12 protein-coding genes are annotated in these 17,529 nt (G+C 40.2%); 3 read left to right on the top strand and 9 right to left on the bottom strand.

Going from position 1 to position 17,529, the window contains the following annotated elements; translation table 11 throughout:
* Window positions 1-33 precede the first annotated feature (33 nt).
* From B4N43_RS11425 to B4N43_RS11405, 5 genes are all read right to left on the bottom strand, one after another.
* Complete coding sequence (locus tag B4N43_RS11425) at window positions 34-699, bottom strand: hypothetical protein (protein WP_075993507.1); 666 nt, start codon at window positions 697-699, stop codon at window positions 34-36.
* Window positions 700-867: 168 nt separating this feature from the next.
* The gene (locus B4N43_RS11420) at window positions 868-1,863 is read right to left on the bottom strand and encodes a hypothetical protein (RefSeq protein WP_075993508.1); all 996 of its coding nucleotides are present in this window, start codon (window positions 1,861-1,863) and stop codon (window positions 868-870) included.
* Window positions 1,864-1,881: 18 nt separating this feature from the next.
* Complete coding sequence (locus tag B4N43_RS11415; protein ID WP_075993509.1) at window positions 1,882-2,556, bottom strand: hypothetical protein; 675 nt, start codon at window positions 2,554-2,556, stop codon at window positions 1,882-1,884.
* The gene (locus B4N43_RS11410; protein ID WP_120332513.1) at window positions 2,553-2,891 is read right to left on the bottom strand and encodes a PadR family transcriptional regulator; all 339 of its coding nucleotides are present in this window, start codon (window positions 2,889-2,891) and stop codon (window positions 2,553-2,555) included. Before B4N43_RS11410 ends, B4N43_RS11415 begins: the two co-directional genes overlap by 4 nt.
* 366 nt (window positions 2,892-3,257) lie before the next feature.
* Entirely contained in the window at window positions 3,258-4,025 is a 768-nt protein-coding gene (locus B4N43_RS11405; RefSeq protein WP_075993511.1) for a pentapeptide repeat-containing protein, read from the bottom strand.
* A 593-nt stretch (window positions 4,026-4,618) separates the two neighbouring features.
* Here B4N43_RS11405 and B4N43_RS11400 point away from each other — a divergent pair.
* Window positions 4,619-5,665 (top strand): hypothetical protein, encoded by a 1,047-nt coding sequence (locus B4N43_RS11400; protein ID WP_286734731.1) that lies wholly within the window; start codon window positions 4,619-4,621, stop codon window positions 5,663-5,665.
* 341 nt (window positions 5,666-6,006) lie between these two features.
* On the opposite strand, the gene B4N43_RS11395 is transcribed toward B4N43_RS11400, so the two are convergent.
* The 3 genes from B4N43_RS11395 to B4N43_RS11385 form a co-directional block, all read right to left on the bottom strand.
* Window positions 6,007-8,850 carry a hypothetical protein gene (locus B4N43_RS11395; RefSeq protein WP_286734730.1) on the bottom strand — a complete coding sequence of 948 codons (2,844 nt, stop codon included), beginning with the start codon at window positions 8,848-8,850 and terminating at the stop codon, window positions 6,007-6,009.
* Window positions 8,851-8,931: 81 nt separating this feature from the next.
* Window positions 8,932-11,229 carry a GH92 family glycosyl hydrolase gene (locus B4N43_RS11390; RefSeq protein ID WP_286734728.1) on the bottom strand — a complete coding sequence of 766 codons (2,298 nt, stop codon included), beginning with the start codon at window positions 11,227-11,229 and terminating at the stop codon, window positions 8,932-8,934.
* 116 nt (window positions 11,230-11,345) lie between these two features.
* The gene (locus tag B4N43_RS11385) at window positions 11,346-12,698 is read right to left on the bottom strand and encodes a MutS-related protein (protein ID WP_075993517.1); all 1,353 of its coding nucleotides are present in this window, start codon (window positions 12,696-12,698) and stop codon (window positions 11,346-11,348) included.
* A 669-nt stretch (window positions 12,699-13,367) separates the two neighbouring features.
* On the opposite strand from B4N43_RS11385, the gene B4N43_RS11380 reads away from it, so the two are divergent.
* Window positions 13,368-13,943: a Crp/Fnr family transcriptional regulator gene (locus tag B4N43_RS11380; protein WP_075993518.1), complete on the top strand. Its 576-nt coding sequence runs from the start codon at window positions 13,368-13,370 to the stop codon at window positions 13,941-13,943.
* Between the two features lie 132 nt (window positions 13,944-14,075).
* Window positions 14,076-14,774, top strand: coding sequence for a type 1 glutamine amidotransferase domain-containing protein (locus B4N43_RS11375; RefSeq protein WP_286734725.1), 699 nt, complete (start codon window positions 14,076-14,078; stop codon window positions 14,772-14,774).
* 243 nt (window positions 14,775-15,017) lie between these two features.
* Here the strand turns inward: B4N43_RS11375 and B4N43_RS11370 are convergent, their stop codons facing one another.
* Window positions 15,018-17,516: a sugar-binding domain-containing protein gene (locus tag B4N43_RS11370; RefSeq protein WP_286734724.1), complete on the bottom strand. Its 2,499-nt coding sequence runs from the start codon at window positions 17,514-17,516 to the stop codon at window positions 15,018-15,020.
* Window positions 17,517-17,529: the final 13 nt, after the last annotated feature.

The raw sequence follows: 17,529 nt of genomic DNA, 5'->3' as shown, positions 1-17,529 counted from the left end.
GGCCTTTTTAATGCTTGATTTGAACTCGCTAGATTAATGCAAATCCGTACGAAGTACTTTACTTTTGTTCAATGCTCGATTGGAATAGATGATATACACGGTGCCAATGATAGTTGGCATAATCCAAACCAGCGTTGAGCCAAGCTGAATCCCAGCAACTAAAAATGCAGTCACCGACGCAATCAATGCGCCTACCATACGGCCCAAGTGACTGACCAGCCAGGCATTTTTCTTTTCTTTGAAACTTTTAAACAGCTGAAAATCCCGAATACTCATAAATGCACCAAAACCACCAAAAAAGACATATAAAACAGAATTTGCCACCTGTTGTACCAATCCAATTAAACCAAGACATAACATACCGACCGATACAAGTAGCATCGTGGCGGAAATCAGTTTGTCTTTCCAATCGGCCTGTTGTTTAATTTTACTGCGTAAAGTCAATGCGCGATTACCAGCTAGAATGAGATAGATGGTAAAGATACCGATCAAAAATAAAAATGTGTTTTCGTGGCCCGGCATCCTCGCAATAACGAGTGAAATTAAAGAACTAATCACCATCGCATAGGAAAATATAATCCCCATTTTCTTGTGCCCTGCTCCCCCCTTTTTTACAGCCACACTTATCAGGCCGGTAATCAATCCTATCCCACCAAAAAATGCGTGAACGTAGATCAATGTCTTAATTGTTTCTTCCATAGTTCTTCTTTAATAATTGTTTATAGCTAATAATGGTATTGAAGCAAAAAGGCTAATGGTTATGCCACATTTAAAATAGATAGACAAAAAACAACACTATAATGCCGTTTGCGACAATTGGCCAAATGTAAAAAATATCCTTTAATTATCTATTTGTTTAAATAAAAATTACTCTTTTTCCTCACGGACGAGAAAATCATAAGAGTACCAGAATTTCAGGTGCCCATGGGAATTAAGGCCTCCTAGACTATAGCTAATGGGATAATCAAAGCTATTCTGTTGCAGTTCAAGTTCATTTTTATAATCAATGACAAGTTTTTTAATTTCATCCAGACCTGTCGCGCGTCTAATAAAACTTGTTTGACGTCCACCGCGCAGATAAACCAATACGTCGGACCCTTTTAATACCGTTTCGTCGGTTTTCGTCAGAAATTGATTGTACAGCAATTTTTCCAATACATTTTTAAGATCACCTCGTGGAAAATCACTTTCCCCCATCATGATTGAGTGTGTACCATAGTTGACTGAGGAAACATAGTAGGGATTATAACCTGTATTTTTTAACTTCCCAAGTGCATCCCTATTAAAAGCCTGTTCATAGTCTTTCAGATCCGCATGGAGACTAAATGTAATATGTTCTCGACGCAACAACAGGCTATTAGCTCTTTTTATCGTGGTGGAATCATGGTGACGGACCAATTTGAGTACACTATCTACGTCAGGGCTATTATTAAGATGGTAACGTATTGCCCTATAATCGAAAAATGCCCCTACCGATGATTGCTTCAAAACAGCCGGTTCCCCCTTGCTTTTCTTCGCGAAAGCTCGCACAGCATCAAATCCAGGAATAATATGAATGGGAGATAAAGTGGGTTGTGTAGAAGAAATTGTGCTTTTGAAAGGTTTATAATAGTTACGAAGGGAAGTTAGTTTTAGTTGCGGTGTGGTATCTTTTAATCCCCAAACTGTCCCCAAATAGAAGTTTTTATTTGTGGTACCATCCACGTAAATCTGGCTAACCGAAAACCCGACGGAACGCCCTTCAAATTGATACCTTTTAGCCATTGTTCCACCACCGACCTCCGTGGAGTCAAAGTCAATGTCTTCTTTGTCACAGCTGGACAAAAAACAAATGCTTAGTAACAACAGGAAAAGATATTTCATAATTTAAAAAATTAATCGTCAGCTCTGGTGCAGCACTTCGATCTCATCTACCCGTCGGACAATGGCCTTTAGATTCTTTTCAAATATATACAAAATTCCTAATCCAATATACATAAAAATAAGAATAACAACACGATACAAAGCTAAAGGAATATAATTAACGATCCATTCAGAAGAAACCAACCCGATGATCAAAACCATAATCGGTATCGTTAAACCTAGATAATTGCGATAAACGCAGTATTTGCTCCCTCTAGGCCGATGCCGCAATAAGTATACTGGAATATAAAAAACGAGTGTACCGATCATCCCTAATTTTAATCCGGTCCAAAAAGCATCTGCATCGAGCGGCACAAAATAATAGAACAATGTGAAGTACACGATATAAATTGCACTATGCCAATGCTTGACGAATTGTAAAAAATCAGCAGGAAATTTATTGATCTGTTTACGTTGCAGATTCAATTCATAGCTAGCGGCAATGTTTCCAAAACCTGCCGCTCCAAAACTGGCATAAGCGAGATCAATGGCTCGATTGAAATATATACCGGCATCTGAAGACATGAGTTCCTCTACCTTACAAGCAAAGTGATCCAGAATTTCAAGTTGAACATCAACATAACGATATCCTTTAGAACGAATAAAATCCATCAGAATACCTAATTCCGCTTTGGTCAATTTCTTTTCTGTCATGATACAATTGGTTTAGTGTTCAAGATAACCTGTAACTTCTCCACAAAGGTCAACGCATCTTTCATTTTACTTACCTGAGCTTTTTTTCCCTTCACTGTCAGGGAGTAATATTTTCTTGCTCTTCCATCGACTACTTCTATTGCTGTATCCAGGAGTCCTTCCGCTTCTAGCTTATGTAATGCAGGATAGAGCGCTCCCTCAGTCAGGATAAACTCTCCTTCGGTTAAGAGTTTTACTTGTTGAGTCATTTCATAGCCATACATTCTTTTCGTTCCAGACAATAGCTTTAGAATAATCGTTTGTAAAGTGCCTTTTAATAACTTCGTATCTTTCATTCGTTCATCTTAAACAATTAATTAAATATACCTAATTTTCTTATATATACAAAAATATAAGAAAACTATGATACAGCAGGTTGCATTTTAACCGCCGCCATTAGATATGGCCCTTGCACTGCCTTTTGACTGGACTGCTTCTGCCCTACTTTTGCAATTAACCGATCAAATTCCTATGAATCGCCTAGTGTTTACCTCGTGAACCAGGTAGACACTAGGTCTCAGGTAGGTGTTTACGAGGAACAATAGCGAACAATGGCAATGACCGGAGCAAACAATGGCAACGGCAGGGATACAGGGAAAAAGCCGCTAGAGCTGGGAACTCCAAACGGCTTTGCATTAACAATTATATATAGAATGATATGATTATCCCGCTTTCAGGAGATCAACAATAAGACGATCTCTATTTTCATTCAATGAGGGATAAAATTGATTTAAATCAACCAATATGATCGGCATACCCCTATTTTCGGGTTTATACAAGACATTATCTACCAAGTCCCGACAGAAAACTAACGATTCATTATCCGTGAATACTTCTTTTGACCTTTTGAGGAAACTATCAAAAAAACGTCTTGGATTATTGATGATTTTAAGATGTTCCTGGTTTGGAAAAACCGTACTGGAGAGATCTAGCCTTCGAGAAAATATAACGTCCTTCAATTCCGCATGACCGAAATTTATCAAGGGAGTTTTTAATGGTTTGGCTTTTTTGAGAATAAAAAGATTGGTAGAGTATAAATCTTCTGTAAAAGGAATTCCATAAAACCATGAAGAACTGATCTTTCCTTTAAAAACCACATGAACCAAATTTGTCCCATCGAAAGTTGTTTTGTCAAATGTATTGTAAAGAAAGGAGGACTTTTCAATTTTTAAATTTCCAATAATGGCTTTCGAAAAATCGTTCGCTTCGAATGTACTTTCCATCCAAAGCCCAGATTCCTGAAAAACAACAGACTGAAAGTTACAGTCTATAAAGGTACAGCGAATGAACTTACAATCACGAAACATGGAGTTCATGAAGCTTTTCCCTTTTATCGTACAATCGATAAATGAACAGTTTTTTAAAACTTTGTGATTGAATTCAAAACTTTCAATCTCACTTTGTTGGAATATTTTATTAGTCAGTGCCATGCTAAAAATGATTAATAGGCTAAAATTTCATAGTAGTTGCATTGTAAATGGATTTTTAACGGCCAAAATCTCCATTTATACAATGATGACAACGGGAAAGACAAAACGTCCTAAAGAAATTTTGACTTTTTTTTTTATCCTAGCCTAAAACAGCCAAGAAATATAAGATCTCCTAGCAAACTGACTATAGGACTACGCTAGCCGGCGATTCTTATAACTGGCCAATAGACACAAAAAAGCCGCAAGAACGGGGAGTCCTTTACGGCTTACTACCTATGAAAAACATTCACCTTAAGTATAAGGCACTATCTACTATGACAATTAAAATTAAAATGGCACACATAAACCTACAGCACAATGAATTAGCGAATTAAGATCTTTTCACTCCCTACTTCAAAAAAAACTCCAATCTATGTTCTTGGCATTTCTTGGAACCAAATATAAAGTGCTCGGTCAGAGATTCTCCCCCCCGTTTACAATTCGCCAAAAATGATTTACGATTCGTCTGTTGTACTATTTGAATCGACCGGTTAATCAGCCCTTTACTGCTAAAAGAAAAAAAAGTATATTGGTGAACACAATTAAAACTGTTTATGAAATTGATAAAAAATATTTTGGCGGTGCTCGTACCACTTACCTTATTCAGTGGCACAGCCTTTTCCCAAACCAAAGAGGAGCTTAAAAAAAAATATGAAAACAGCAGTATAGATGAAGAGCTCAAGAAGAAGATGGCTACGGAATATGTCTTTCCCGATAGTCTCATTTTACCCCCTTTACACTATACCAATTCCTATTATGTATTGGACTCAGCCGTCAATGATTTCCATTCTATTTCCATTGATATTATTGTACAAGATGAAATCCCAGACCACTATTCATTTTACATTTCACCCTTTAATATATCCCTAAACAATATGCCTTTATATTGTGGTATTCAATCTGCCGGTGGCGGTATCAGTGTTAAGACTGGTAAAGAAGAAGATATCAAATTTAATGGCATCTTTTCACGTTGGTTTGAACGAACAAAAAAGGCTTTAAAAACTACAGGATATTATGCCAGTTCAGATGCGGAGGGTGATTTTATCAGTGTCCGCAATACCGTAGGCTGGCACAAAGGTTCTTATCGCATCACACTAAAAAAAGAAGGCTATATCGCAGGCAAAGCCGTTCCAGACACTATTAATCCCAAAGAAACCTATTTCAGCTGGGGCGATTATGAACATTCCTGGGTCACGATGTATGTCGAAGATTTAAGCACTAAAAGAGTGGTCAATGTAGGGTCCCTAGCCTTCCCGGGTAAAAAGATCCAGATGAAAAAACACATCACATCGTTCTTGGAGCAATACAAGTATTTTATTGATTTCGCCCAAAGACAGCGGGACCTCGAAGGGTTGAATGTCATCCGATACGATAAATTGCCTAAAGTAACCGTTGTTCAAAAAAATCTACGCATCAATGGTAAATTGGTCAAGCTTGAAAAAGTGCCGACTTACCATAACCGTACACATAATCCCGAACAAAGTAAAGTAGCCGGTGAAATCCCTATCCTATCCAAGGATAGTTATAATGCTGCAACTGGTGAACTTACACTTGAAACGGGCGTGTTTGTAAAATGGCCGGAGAAAAAAGACGTTAAGTAAAAAGAACCTTTTTAATTAAGTCCAAAACTGACAATAAACGAGTTTTCTTCTTTTGCGATCCTATCTGACTTATTCTTAAAAGGCTCTCCAATGGAAGCGCCATTCTTCGCAACAGCACAAAAAATTGCTCCATATTGAATAACGTATAGCATGGCTTATCCCATTGCGTAAACGACGACAAACCTGATCGGAAAAGACACATGTGGTGAACTCTTGTCAATCAGATAAAGTCGCACACAAAATAACATGTAAGTCAAGTCCAAAAAAGAGTCTTCTCATCATTGTGATGAGAAGACTCTTTAAAAAATTGAAGTCTTGATCCGAAATGTTTGCCGAGCGGCTTACTTAATGACGAACCAAGTTTGACTTTTTGCCGGTATATTGACCTCAAAGATCGCTTCTGAGGCTGCATTTAATGGTATTATGCTGCTGTTCTGATCTTGCTCAACCACTTGTGCATTTCCTGTCAGTCCGGTATAGTATAAGTTGACCTTAATTTTTCGTTTTATCGCTTCGTCCAATGGATTATAGATCATTAGTAATCCTTTTTCTTTCCCCGCCGGATTCACGTGCAAAATAGCATCATAATCCATCCCGTCAGGACGTCTTACATGGATAATATCACTGTCCAAAACTTCGCGGTGTTTCTTGTAAAAATTCACCCATTTGGCCACTACATTTTTTGTTTCTGGGGAGTCATAAAGCTGTGGCCCACGATAACAGGCCTGTACACCTGCGCCAAATAGATTGGCCAAGCGTTGCTCGTAATGCGGTAGGTGATCCTTCAAAGGCTCGATCGTTGCCTCTTTGCCTCCACCTTGATATTCTACCAAAGGAACAAACATCCAGCCCATAGACGGCGCCTTTGCCCAGGTACCATCAAAAATATTCTGTCTTTCCACAATCTCCTGTTGTGCCCTCGGAAGCGACCAGTTCGCCTCACGGTAGCCCATCCCGACTTTGTTTCCGCCATTCAAGAAATACATATCCGGAATATTCAGGTAGATTCCCTTTTCACGGCACCATTTGTAAAAATCAGTGATCCGTTTAAACTGATTCCATTGTGAGTCTTTTTCATTATGATGCCCGGGGTGATCGGTGGAATAGCACCAATCTCCAGGATAAGATCCATCGTGCTCAAATACGCCCAATCCCGAACTTTCATACAGGTTATACAGCTTTTTGAAGTAAGCCTGGCCCCATTCACTCTCAATACAGGGTGAACTTCCAAAGCGAGGATGCATGCCTTCAGGTAGCACAACGTCATTTTTAGCATCAATATGCCGACTAGCCAGGAGCGAATAGCCTCCAAGTTCAATTCCTTTGCTATGCGCATAGTCAACAAGCTCCTTCATACGCTTGAGATTTTCGGGAGAATCATCTTCGGCATTGAATCCAGACCAAAAGGTCATAATCACCATTTCAAAACCAACTTCCGATGCTTGATCAATTGCCTTTTTTACCGACTCGTTGTCCGAACTCCGTACATGCATCAATATTGGATTTTCAGTTGCCCATGGCGCCATGGAGCGCAGCATTTTTCGATATCCAAGGCTCTTACGTTCGCGTTCCCAGCTATCGTTCAACAGCTCCCAAACCCGATAGCTTGCAAATTCTCCACCGGCAGCAACCTGTTGTTCAGGTCCCATTTTAGGTGCAACTTCCAACAGACAGGGTGTCTCCCGGTCGTAGTGGACCTGTGTCGTATATAGCGGGTCTTTTTTCCACTCCAGACTCGAGGAATAAACGATTTCATCGCTCATACCGCCAAATGTATAATCTGTTTCCACCGTGATATTAGGGTATAACCAACGGCTTCTATGATCTACCGAACTTTCGGGCTCAAATACAGCCAATTGCTCACTCTTAAAGCTATTAACCACAATTTCCCGGTCCGACTGATTCTGCACGGTAATCCACTTACTAAAGATCGGCATGTCATCATAAAGATCATAATGAACCTGTACCGTAATGTTTTTCATATAAGCAAGTTTACTGGATAGATCGCCTGCAAATTGGGATGGAAAATCACCGTATGCCCAAAAACCTTCTATTTTGGAGCGCCCTTCCTTTGTCGAAGCCTTACCATCCTTATTCCCGCCGTTTGGATCCATTTTTCCGACACGAACCAGTTGTATCTTGTCACCCGACTTTAGTGGAAGATGACCAACAGTACGCCATTGCTGTCCGTCCAAAGAGGCTTGTGCCAATAATTCTTTATCGGCTATTTCATATCTAAACCATAGCTGATCTACTTTACCAACTTCGAAAGTTCCGTTATCGCGTTTGCCATCAAAAAAAACAACCTTGCCTTCGCTTGCTCTCCAATAAAGTCTGGGATTACTATTCGTTAGGCTTAGTCCAAAACCCAATCCCCAATCGTTGGATTGATCAGTACCTTTATTCATCTTGGCTACGAGTACCTTTACCTCTTGAGGAACTGTTCTTTCAGCGAACACAGCAGCATTTTCAAGTGCCATAATTTCGCCCACTTTTCCTTCATTGACAAAGGAATTACGCTCATGTGATTTTGAAACCATCAACTTCCATCCGGAATCTAGATGCTGAAATTTATCTTCCAACAGCAATGCCCTGTTTTGGTCACTTTTATTCTTTGCTGCAAGCGCATCGATCACCTGCTGATCCAATGTATAGGTAAATGTCAGCTCTTTGCCCGGGACAGGCCAAGGCATATCTTTAGGCATCCAGTTTGGTCTCTTTTTCCAACCAAAACGGGGTTTTGTATCTTCAATTTTATAGTCATGGAATTTAAAAGCCATGGGGTTTGCCTTTAAACTCGGGATACATTCTTTCAGTAAATAATTATGTACTTTCTGTCCTTCCAATCCGCCGACATCAAAGGTAAACCCATCGATTGTTACGCTGGCTTCAGGTCGAATCGACCGTAGAAATGCTGTATTTCCAGTCAATTCATCCAAACCAATACTGGCTACATTTGGAAAAGTCGTAAATGTACGGCTGACCAAACCATTGGAAAAGACCAAATGACCTTCTTTCGTCTTGAAAAGTCCTGCTTTCGCCTGGGGAGTTCCTATTAGCCAGTCTCCAGACAGGCTGTTGCTTTCTTTGCTAAATAGCGGCAGCTGCTGACTATAGCTCTGCTTTGCCTGGCCCAACAAGCCCAATAGACACAGGATATAGAGTTGTTTTTTAAAGTAATTCATCTTTTTATTTTGCCAAAACATTTACTGATGCGACTTTCAGATACTTGCTTAAAACTTTGATTTTATTTGCTTTCAACAATTTTACTGAGCCCCCCATTCTTTATTCTGTTCTTTACCCATAAATAGCACCAAGGTTCCGCCTCGCATAATTTCATTGTGATCTATAAAACAGTTATTATAAGAGATGCCATTAAGTTCAGCCTTTTGGATGTAGCGATTTTCAGGCGAGTTATTTTCTGTTTTGATTACAAACTGTGTCCGAGGATAATATTTGGGATCAAGTTTAAAGGTGATCGTATCAAACACAGGACTTGTAATCTCATAGCGTGTGTCACCCGGACAAATAGGGTGTAATCCAGATGCCGCCAATACATACCATGCTGACATTTGCCCCACATCTTCATTACCTATCAGACCATAAACTGAATTATGATAGGCACGTGAACAAATTTCACGCGTCCATTTTTGCGTGAGCCATGGCGCTCCTAAACGATTAAACAAAAAGGGTGCATGGTGTACCGGTTCATTGGCATGGTTATAATAATTATTCCACATCATATCTTGCGGAGCGAGTTCAAAAAAACTATTGAGATCCGCGATGGTTTTTTGCTTACCACCCAAAAGGCCTGCAAGTCCATCCACATCATGAGGGACAAACCATCCCTGCTGATAAGGGTTGCTCTCAACACAGCCATAATTTTGGGTTAAGCGGCCCGTTTCTGGCCATTTACTCCATGTACCATCCTGTTCTTTCGGTCGAAACCAGCCGACTGTGGGATCAAATAGGTTTCTATAACTTTGCGCACGATGAGCATATAAATCCACATCAGCCGTTTTATTTAATCGTTTTGCTAATTGAGACAGGCACCATTCTGTATAAGCGTATTCCAATGTCGTTGAAATTTCTCCTGTAGTTCCCTTTTCTCCATTTCCAAATTTTTCAACAGTCTGTCGCGCATATTTATAAGCTTTTTCTACATCAAAGTTGGATATCCCTTTCATATAGGCGTCCGTAATAACTGATACGGCAGGGTTTCCGATCATACAGCCACTATACGCATTCAAAAATTCCCAACGTTCTAAATAATCCTGTTTACTTTCTTCGGCCAATGTCACCAAAGAATTGATCATATCATTTACGATAGTCGGATTAATAATCGTTTGCAAAGGAAACTGACTTCGAAAAACATCCCAGCCGCTAAATACTGTTCGCTTGGTAAAATCTTTCGTTTGGTGAATATGTCCGTCACCGCCAACGTATTTTCCATCTACATCCGAGAAATCTCGCGGATCGATCATCGAATGATACAAAGCTGTGTAAAAAACAGTTTTCTCGTCTTCTGTCCCACCGTGAACCTCGATTTTCCCTAATGCATCATCCCATCGTTTCTGCATTTGCTTCAATACATTGTTAAAGTTCCAATCTTTGATTTCTGTTTCAAGGTTATTTTTGGCTCCCTCCATACTGACAAATGAAATTCCAGCTTTCATTAAGACCTGCTCATTTGCTTGTGTAGGGAATTCGGTATAAAACCCCAAATGTTTACCTTCCATAATGCCGATATTTTTTGTGACGACAGATTTGGAAACCATCTCTTGATAACTGGCACTTGTGACATCTTCCAATTTCCGTTTTTTCCCCTCTGGAAGGGCACAACTCCATACTCCTGTATCGGTAAAAGGCTTACTAAATTGGGCATAAAAATAGACCGTATAATTTGCCTTCCCATCACCATTTCCCCAACCTCCACCTTCGGGCGTGCACTTCATCCATCCTTGGATGGTATGGTTGTCCACCACTTTCACATATTGTTCCGTAGATGTACCACCTACTCGCCGCGCTAAGTCGATCTGAATCCGCGACTTTTTATGTTTGGGAAAAGTAAACCGAAGCATACCGCTATGCGGCGTAGCGGTCATTTCAGCTTTTATATGATAATCTGAAAGCACCACTTCATAATAACCGGCACCTGCTTTCTCATCTTTTTTGGAAAAACGAGAGCGGTAGCCTTTTTCCGGATGTTCGGCACTGCCTGCCGAAGTTTTCAGCTCTCCTGTGGTCGGCATGACTAAAAAATTACCTAGATCACCGTACCAGCCTATACCACTCATTTGTGTAAAGGCAAATCCTTCGATGGAGGTATGCTCGTAGTTGTATCCAGAACCATTATCTCCACCAGTGATCGTGTTGGGGCTAACCTGTGTTAAGCCAAATGGAGTTGCTGCCCCTGGAAAAGTTTTACCGAAACCATGCCCACCGGTTTCGGCTTTTTCACCACTGGTAACCGCACCGATAAACGGATTGACGTATTTAGATTGCGAATAGCAATTAAAATAGATAAAAAATAGAACAACACTAAATTGAATACGGGATATCATAAAAAATGGTTTAGATTACTTTGTCAAGTCTACGGAATCCGATAAGATACAGACAATTGGTTATGTTCGACCAAAAGTTTGCCAAAGACTATAAAACTGGAACAATATAATCAATCTCATTCTTTTTGTCTTCCCAAATCAAATTTCCTTAAAATCTCAAATACCCGTTCTTTACGCAATAACCACATGCCTAACTTTTCTTCGGCAACACCATCCAAAAGTCGGTACGTAAAGACAATCCCCTCCTGTTCATCCAACTGAACCTCTAAATATTTCATCGCAATACCATCTTTATACAGTATGGGGCAAATTTCTGTAATATGTGAGGACAATAAGAATACACTGTTCTTATATCCTTTCAAACAGTTAACTAATTCCTGGGTTGCTTCACTAGCATCACTATGGTTTGTCCCCTTGAATAGCTCATCCATGAGAATAAACATTTGCTTACCGGATGCCAGTAACTCCGCCAAATGTTTAACCCGTAATACTTCGTTAAAAAAGTGACTTGCACCTGCATTTATATTATCACCTAAATTTATGGTCGCCGATATTCCATCAAAAAGCACTGTTTTCATCGCATCTGCTGGAACCGGAAAACCAAGATGTGCCAGATAAACACAGCTTCCAATTGTCTTCAACAAGGTAGATTTTCCTGTCATATTTGCTCCAGTCAAATACCAAAGGTTATTTTCTTTATTGATTTCGACATCATTTTTAATGGCATCTTCGATAAATAAATTATAAGCTCCACGTATGGTGATCATATCCTCTCCCCCTGTCTTTTCCTCAATCTGAGGAAATACAAGATTCTTTCCTTTGATACTTTTTGCTACACTGAACAAGGCATCCAAATGATACAAAACATCGAAAATCTCACGTATTGCATTTCGTTTTATATTTCTAAAAAGATAATCGTATTTGATCATCAGCTCTTTAGAAAATTTGTTATTCAGCAACTGTATAAATTCATCCCGATCGATATCTTCCAAAACATAATCTATGTGTTTACTATACTCTTTGAGAATAGCTAAAGTATGACCTTCTGATTTTACATATTCTAATAAAATAGCAAGACCATCCGTAATCTTTGCTATTTCGTGAATAGATCGCTTTACAAGTATCTCGCGTTTTTTAAAATCCAAAGACAAAAAATTCGTTGACACCATTTCCAGGTAATAAGTAGTCCGAGAAGGTGAATAGGGTTCCTGTGGCAGAGACAAATATTGCTCAAGATCCTGCATCATATACTTATCCAATAGATCCGAAATCTCAACTTTTTGCATAAAAAGAATTAAATGCTGTCTGCTTTCTATTTCCAATTTAGAGGAAAGAGGTTTAAGAAAATAACTATACAACATGTCCCGCCCACCTACGGTAACTGTACAATCGAAAAAATCAATCATATCCTTATACCTGCTATTGGTAACATTTAAATCTGCTAAAGTCTGTTTGTCAACGATGGACATAATTTATTTACTGTGGCTCTTTCCCTAAACTTACTCAAAGTCATTATAATTAGCAACACTGTAGCAGAATCGTTATACAGCGAAATAAATTTTCATAATCATGAGATTACTAGCGATTATTCTAGAATATTAAAACTGAAATATATACCTAAGGAGTCAATCAGGCAAGATATAGGTTCTTAAGCATTTAAATTTAGTTGAACATATCCAAGGAAATAACGGAAGGGTAAAAAACAAAAAAAACACCCGAAAGCATGGGGTACTCCGGGTGTTTTAGCCATATTATTAACCTATTTTATGAAAAGTGCCCTTGAATGGGCAACACTAAAATAGAAAATAACTTTGTATAAACAAAATAAAATCAAAAAAAAATCATTTTTTCTAAATCACTAAACCGGTTAAACATGGAAATTTAGCAGCGCGGCTAAAGTATTTCAAGGTCCTTTTTTGTTTGGGCACAAGTTAAAATCTAATTGATATTATCTTAATATATTGCAGGGGTATAACAAAGGGTTAGCAGGGGTATATCCCCTACTAATCCCTTGTTACCCCCCTATAAAAGTAGTGTTATTCCTTTCTTAATTTTGAATCTGAGGAGAACTTGATGCAGGCCTTCGCTATCATTGTGAGATTTTGTTTAATTTTAAATCGATCAAGTAACTGTTAGCTATGACCGAGCGTGAAATTCTGAGACAACATATCGACAAAACCGTCCAGTTAAACGACGAACAATTCGACTACTTCTTTTCTTTTTTTAAACCGATCTCCTTTAAAAAGAAACAAATGATTATCCGTCAAGGAGACCTTGTGGAACAAGAGTATTTTGTGCTAAATGGCTGTTTAAAGACCTATTTCACCAACGATGAACAAAAGATGCATATCTTACAGTTCGCAACAAAAACCTGGTGGGCTTCCGATTATAATGCATTGCATAACCAAGGCCCAGCTACGGTCAATTTAGATTGTGTCAGCGATGCAGACACTCTTTGCTTATCGAACGAAGACCGTGAAAAAGTATGTAAGGAAATTCACGAAGTTGAAACCTTTTTTAGATGGCGTTCCAATAAAGGATATATTGGGCTGCAAAAAAGAATAATGTCACTGCTGAACAACGATGCTCGAAGCCGCTACGAGGAACTCATGCAGCAATATCCCGAACTCTATAATCTCATTCCCAAACATTTGATTGCAGCATATCTGGGTGTTTCCCGCGAAACACTGAGCAGGCTATACCAAGCCAAATAATGTGATCTATATCACAAAAGCAAAACCATTCGCTAAATTGTGATGTATATCACATAGGGCTCTGGCAATTTATCCCCTACTTTGTACTATCGTTTTAAACATATAATTTTTTAACAGACTTGGTTATTTAATATGAAAAAAGACAAATTAAAAGTATTGGTTGTATTGACATCACATGACCAATTGGGAGATACAGGAGAAAAAACAGGTTTTTGGATAGAAGAATTTGCAGCGCCTTACTATGTTTTACAAGATGCAGGAGTGGACGTCACAATCGCATCGCCTAAAGGTGGTCAGCCACCGATAGACCCTAAAAGTGCACTCCCGGATTTTCAAACCGAAGCAACCAAACGTTTTGATGCCGATAAGGAGCTTCAAACAAAATTGGCAAATAGCATTCCTTTGGATCATATCAATGAGCAGGATTATGATGCTGTTTTCTATCCTGGGGGCCATGGCCCTTTGTGGGATTTAACCAACGATAAGACATCCATTGCATTGATCGAATCATTTTGGGCCCACAACAAACCTGTCGCTGCCGTATGCCATGCCCCAGCTGTATTTCGCTATGTCAAGGATAGTAATGGTCAGCCACTGATCAAAGGCAAAAAAGTTACCGGATTTTCAAATAGCGAGGAAGAAGCGGTTCAACTAACGGATGTTGTTCCCTTTTTAGTGGAAGATGAACTCGTAAAATTGGGTGGTCAGTACAGCAAAGGGGAAGATTGGCATAGTTATGTAGTCAAAGATGGTCATCTCATTACCGGGCAAAACCCTGGGTCTTCGGAAGAAACTGCTAAAGCTTTGTTTGCTCTATTGAGCAAGATATAATAAACAATTAGCTAAAATCAACAAAGTTATTTCCTTGAAAGGAAATAACCTTGTTGATTTTTATATAGGTAGCAGCAAAGTACAAACTGGCTTTGGCCGATTTATATTTTTTGTGAGCAATATATAAAACCGTAATTTTTCCAATAGTGGAATGGACATCCTATAAGATTTTGGCATAAAAAAAGCACCGGAGTTTTCCGGTGCTTTTTTAGTTCAGAAGTTCAATAAAGACAAGTGAGTTAATTATTTTATGCTATAGGTTACGTTTGCCATTGTCAACCAAGGCGAGGTAAATCGTATATTAATTGTATCGCCCGATTTGCCCAAAGCCTGAACATACACGATCATTTTTCCATGATAAACGCGCTGTTTATTATCGGTATAGTCGCCCATATCTGCATTGTTCCCCGCTTCCATACCCAGTAATCGCGCATGTCCAGCAATATCACAGGTGATTTCATCTTCCGAAAGGACCACAGGAAGTCCCTTGTTATCCACCACTTGCAAGGCAACCTGCAAAATGCCACCGCTCTCAATCGCTTTCCCTCCTATCACCGCCGCCTGAATCGCCGCCGGACGTTCACTGGATTCGATAGTGTGCCGAACTACTTCTTTTTTATTCGTGTCCAGACCAACAACCTCTAGTTTACCAGCTGCATAGGGAATATCCCAAAAGATGATACCTGTCTTCTCATCGTAATTTTTCTCTTCGCCAACAACCTTACCATTAAGCTCCAATCGCGCCTGAGGGCTATTGGTGTAACAGACCACCCTGATTTGCTGCCCCTCCTGATAGTTCCAAATTGGCCAGGCATCCATGGAGGGCGCTTCATTTTTCCGTTGCCCCTGTTCGGATTCCAATGCAGACCAGACATCGGTAGTCGTTGCTCCGCCCTTCAATGGATAGGTTCCCAAATAAGCCATTGGTTTATCGGACCACAGCGATTGGCGGTAATAACCCCTCGGTTTAATAAAACCTGCGAAATCCAGCAGTCCCGAATAAAATCCACGTGAAGGCCAACGCCCCGACTCTCCGAGATAGTCAATACCCGTCCACAAGAACTGGCCAAATATATGCTTGTTGTCGCGTACGGCAAGCCATGCCGGAAGATCGTGCCGATTCTCACTTCCGAAAATCACGCGTGCTGGATAGCGCTGATGATCCAGTTGATAACGACTTTCGGTATAATTGTACCCTGCAATGTCGAGTGCCCCCGGATAGGCCGTTTCGTTGGACATAGCCACACCTGCAAGCCCTGCTGTAACAGCTCTGCTTTTATCATATTTTTTCACAACCGCAACCAAGCGTTTCGCTATATCACCCAATCGCATCGCATCTGGTGCATCCTTTTTGTATCCGCCATACGAAGCCTGTGTAAAACCACCCTCCTTCTTCTCGCCGTTAAGGACAGGATGTGAATAAGGGTCATTTGGATAATCCACTTCATTCCCTATACTCCAGGCGAAAATCGAGAGGTGATTGCGATCCCGTTTGACCATATCTGCAAGATCTTGCTCTCCCCAGCTTTCAAAAAAGTCATACGATCCCTCAAAACCGGGCGTTCCGACATTCCAGCCCTGCAGCCATTTCCGTTTTGGAAATTCCCATTCATCAAATGCCTCATCCATAACCAACAGCCCCAACTCGTCACATAAGGTGTAAAGCGAGGATGCTTGCGGATTATGACTGGTTCGAATGGCATTGACACCCAAAGATTTTAATGTCTGCAGCCGCCGACGCCATACCTCGGTATACATTTCAGCACCCAGCACACCGGCATCGTGATGTAGGCACACGCCTTTGACTTTCATCCATTCGCCGTTTAAAGCAAAGCCCTTGTTTGGATCAAATGTAAAAGTTCGGAAGCCCGTTTTGATTGCCGACTGATCAATTTGCTTTCCATTTTGCAATACGCTTGTCCGCAAGGTATATTGATTGGGTTGATCCAAGCTCCACAATTTAGGGTTTGCAACCGTCAATTGCTGCTGTATCGTCGCTTTAGCGGCAGCATCAATCTTCACTTTCTCCGATTTATTAGCGACAACTTTCCCTGCGGCGTCAATCAACTCCTGCACAACGGTAACCGCACTGCCGTTGGACATACTATTGACAACGGTCACTTCGGTATTTAACATTCCTTTCCCTTGCTTTAGCTCGGGATAGGCATATACTCCCCATTGATCAATATGCAAGGGATTGGCCTTTACAAGCCAAACGTCACGATAAATGCCCGATCCCGTGTACCATCTTGAATCGGCACTTTTACTGTGGTCGACCTTAACAGCGATGGTATTTTCTTTTCCAAACTCAATATATGACGTGATATCATAAGAAAAGGATATATAGCCGTTGGGGCGTTTTCCAACAGATTTGCCATTGACAAACACCTCGCTTCGGTTGTATACCCCCTCAAAATAGATAAATATTTTTTTGCCCTGATCTGCCATAGGTATCAGGAGCTGTTTTTGATACCAGCCAATACCACCCGGTAAATAGCCTGTCGCGCTGGCTAAACTTGGACTGAGGGGGTATTTTACGCCCCAATCATGGGGCAAACGGACCTGCTGCCAAGCTCCACGCTTCGTTTCTGCGCTGGCCTGCCCCTCGATATCACCCAAATGGAAACGCCAGTCTGAATTGATCGCTTCGGCTTCACCAAATCCAGCCTGTGCGTATAGGCCACTGATGCCCATACCAATAGAAACAGCTAAGACGGATAGTTTTTTTATGAGATTATTCATTTTACTTTTTTGC

This window comes from Sphingobacterium sp. UBA1897, assembly GCF_002337775.1.
GTDB classification, from domain to species: Bacteria; Bacteroidota; Bacteroidia; order Sphingobacteriales; family Sphingobacteriaceae; genus Sphingobacterium; species Sphingobacterium siyangense.
This window is presented reverse-complemented; position numbering and strand designations above follow the sequence as displayed.

Bases quoted from the DNA above. Each gene is read 5' to 3' on its own strand.
- B4N43_RS11415 (WP_075993509.1), bottom strand. From the start codon at position 2,556: ATGACAGAAAAGAAATTGACCAAAGCGGAATTAGGTATTCTGATGGAT.
- B4N43_RS11390 (WP_286734728.1), bottom strand. From the start codon at position 11,229: ATGATATCCCGTATTCAATTTAGTGTTGTTCTATTTTTTATCTATTTT.
- B4N43_RS11420 (WP_075993508.1), bottom strand. From the start codon at position 1,863: ATGAAATATCTTTTCCTGTTGTTACTAAGCATTTGTTTTTTGTCCAGC.
- B4N43_RS11375 (WP_286734725.1), top strand. From the start codon at position 14,076: ATGAAAAAAGACAAATTAAAAGTATTGGTTGTATTGACATCACATGAC.
- B4N43_RS11380 (WP_075993518.1), top strand. From the start codon at position 13,368: ATGACCGAGCGTGAAATTCTGAGACAACATATCGACAAAACCGTCCAG.
- B4N43_RS11405 (WP_075993511.1), bottom strand. From the start codon at position 4,025: ATGGCACTGACTAATAAAATATTCCAACAAAGTGAGATTGAAAGTTTT.
- B4N43_RS11395 (WP_286734730.1), bottom strand. From the start codon at position 8,850: ATGAATTACTTTAAAAAACAACTCTATATCCTGTGTCTATTGGGCTTG.
- B4N43_RS11410 (WP_120332513.1), bottom strand. From the start codon at position 2,891: ATGAAAGATACGAAGTTATTAAAAGGCACTTTACAAACGATTATTCTA.
- B4N43_RS11425 (WP_075993507.1), bottom strand. From the start codon at position 699: ATGGAAGAAACAATTAAGACATTGATCTACGTTCACGCATTTTTTGGT.
- B4N43_RS11385 (WP_075993517.1), bottom strand. From the start codon at position 12,698: ATGTCCATCGTTGACAAACAGACTTTAGCAGATTTAAATGTTACCAAT.
- B4N43_RS11370 (WP_286734724.1), bottom strand. From the start codon at position 17,516: ATGAATAATCTCATAAAAAAACTATCCGTCTTAGCTGTTTCTATTGGT.
- B4N43_RS11400 (WP_286734731.1), top strand. From the start codon at position 4,619: ATGAAATTGATAAAAAATATTTTGGCGGTGCTCGTACCACTTACCTTA.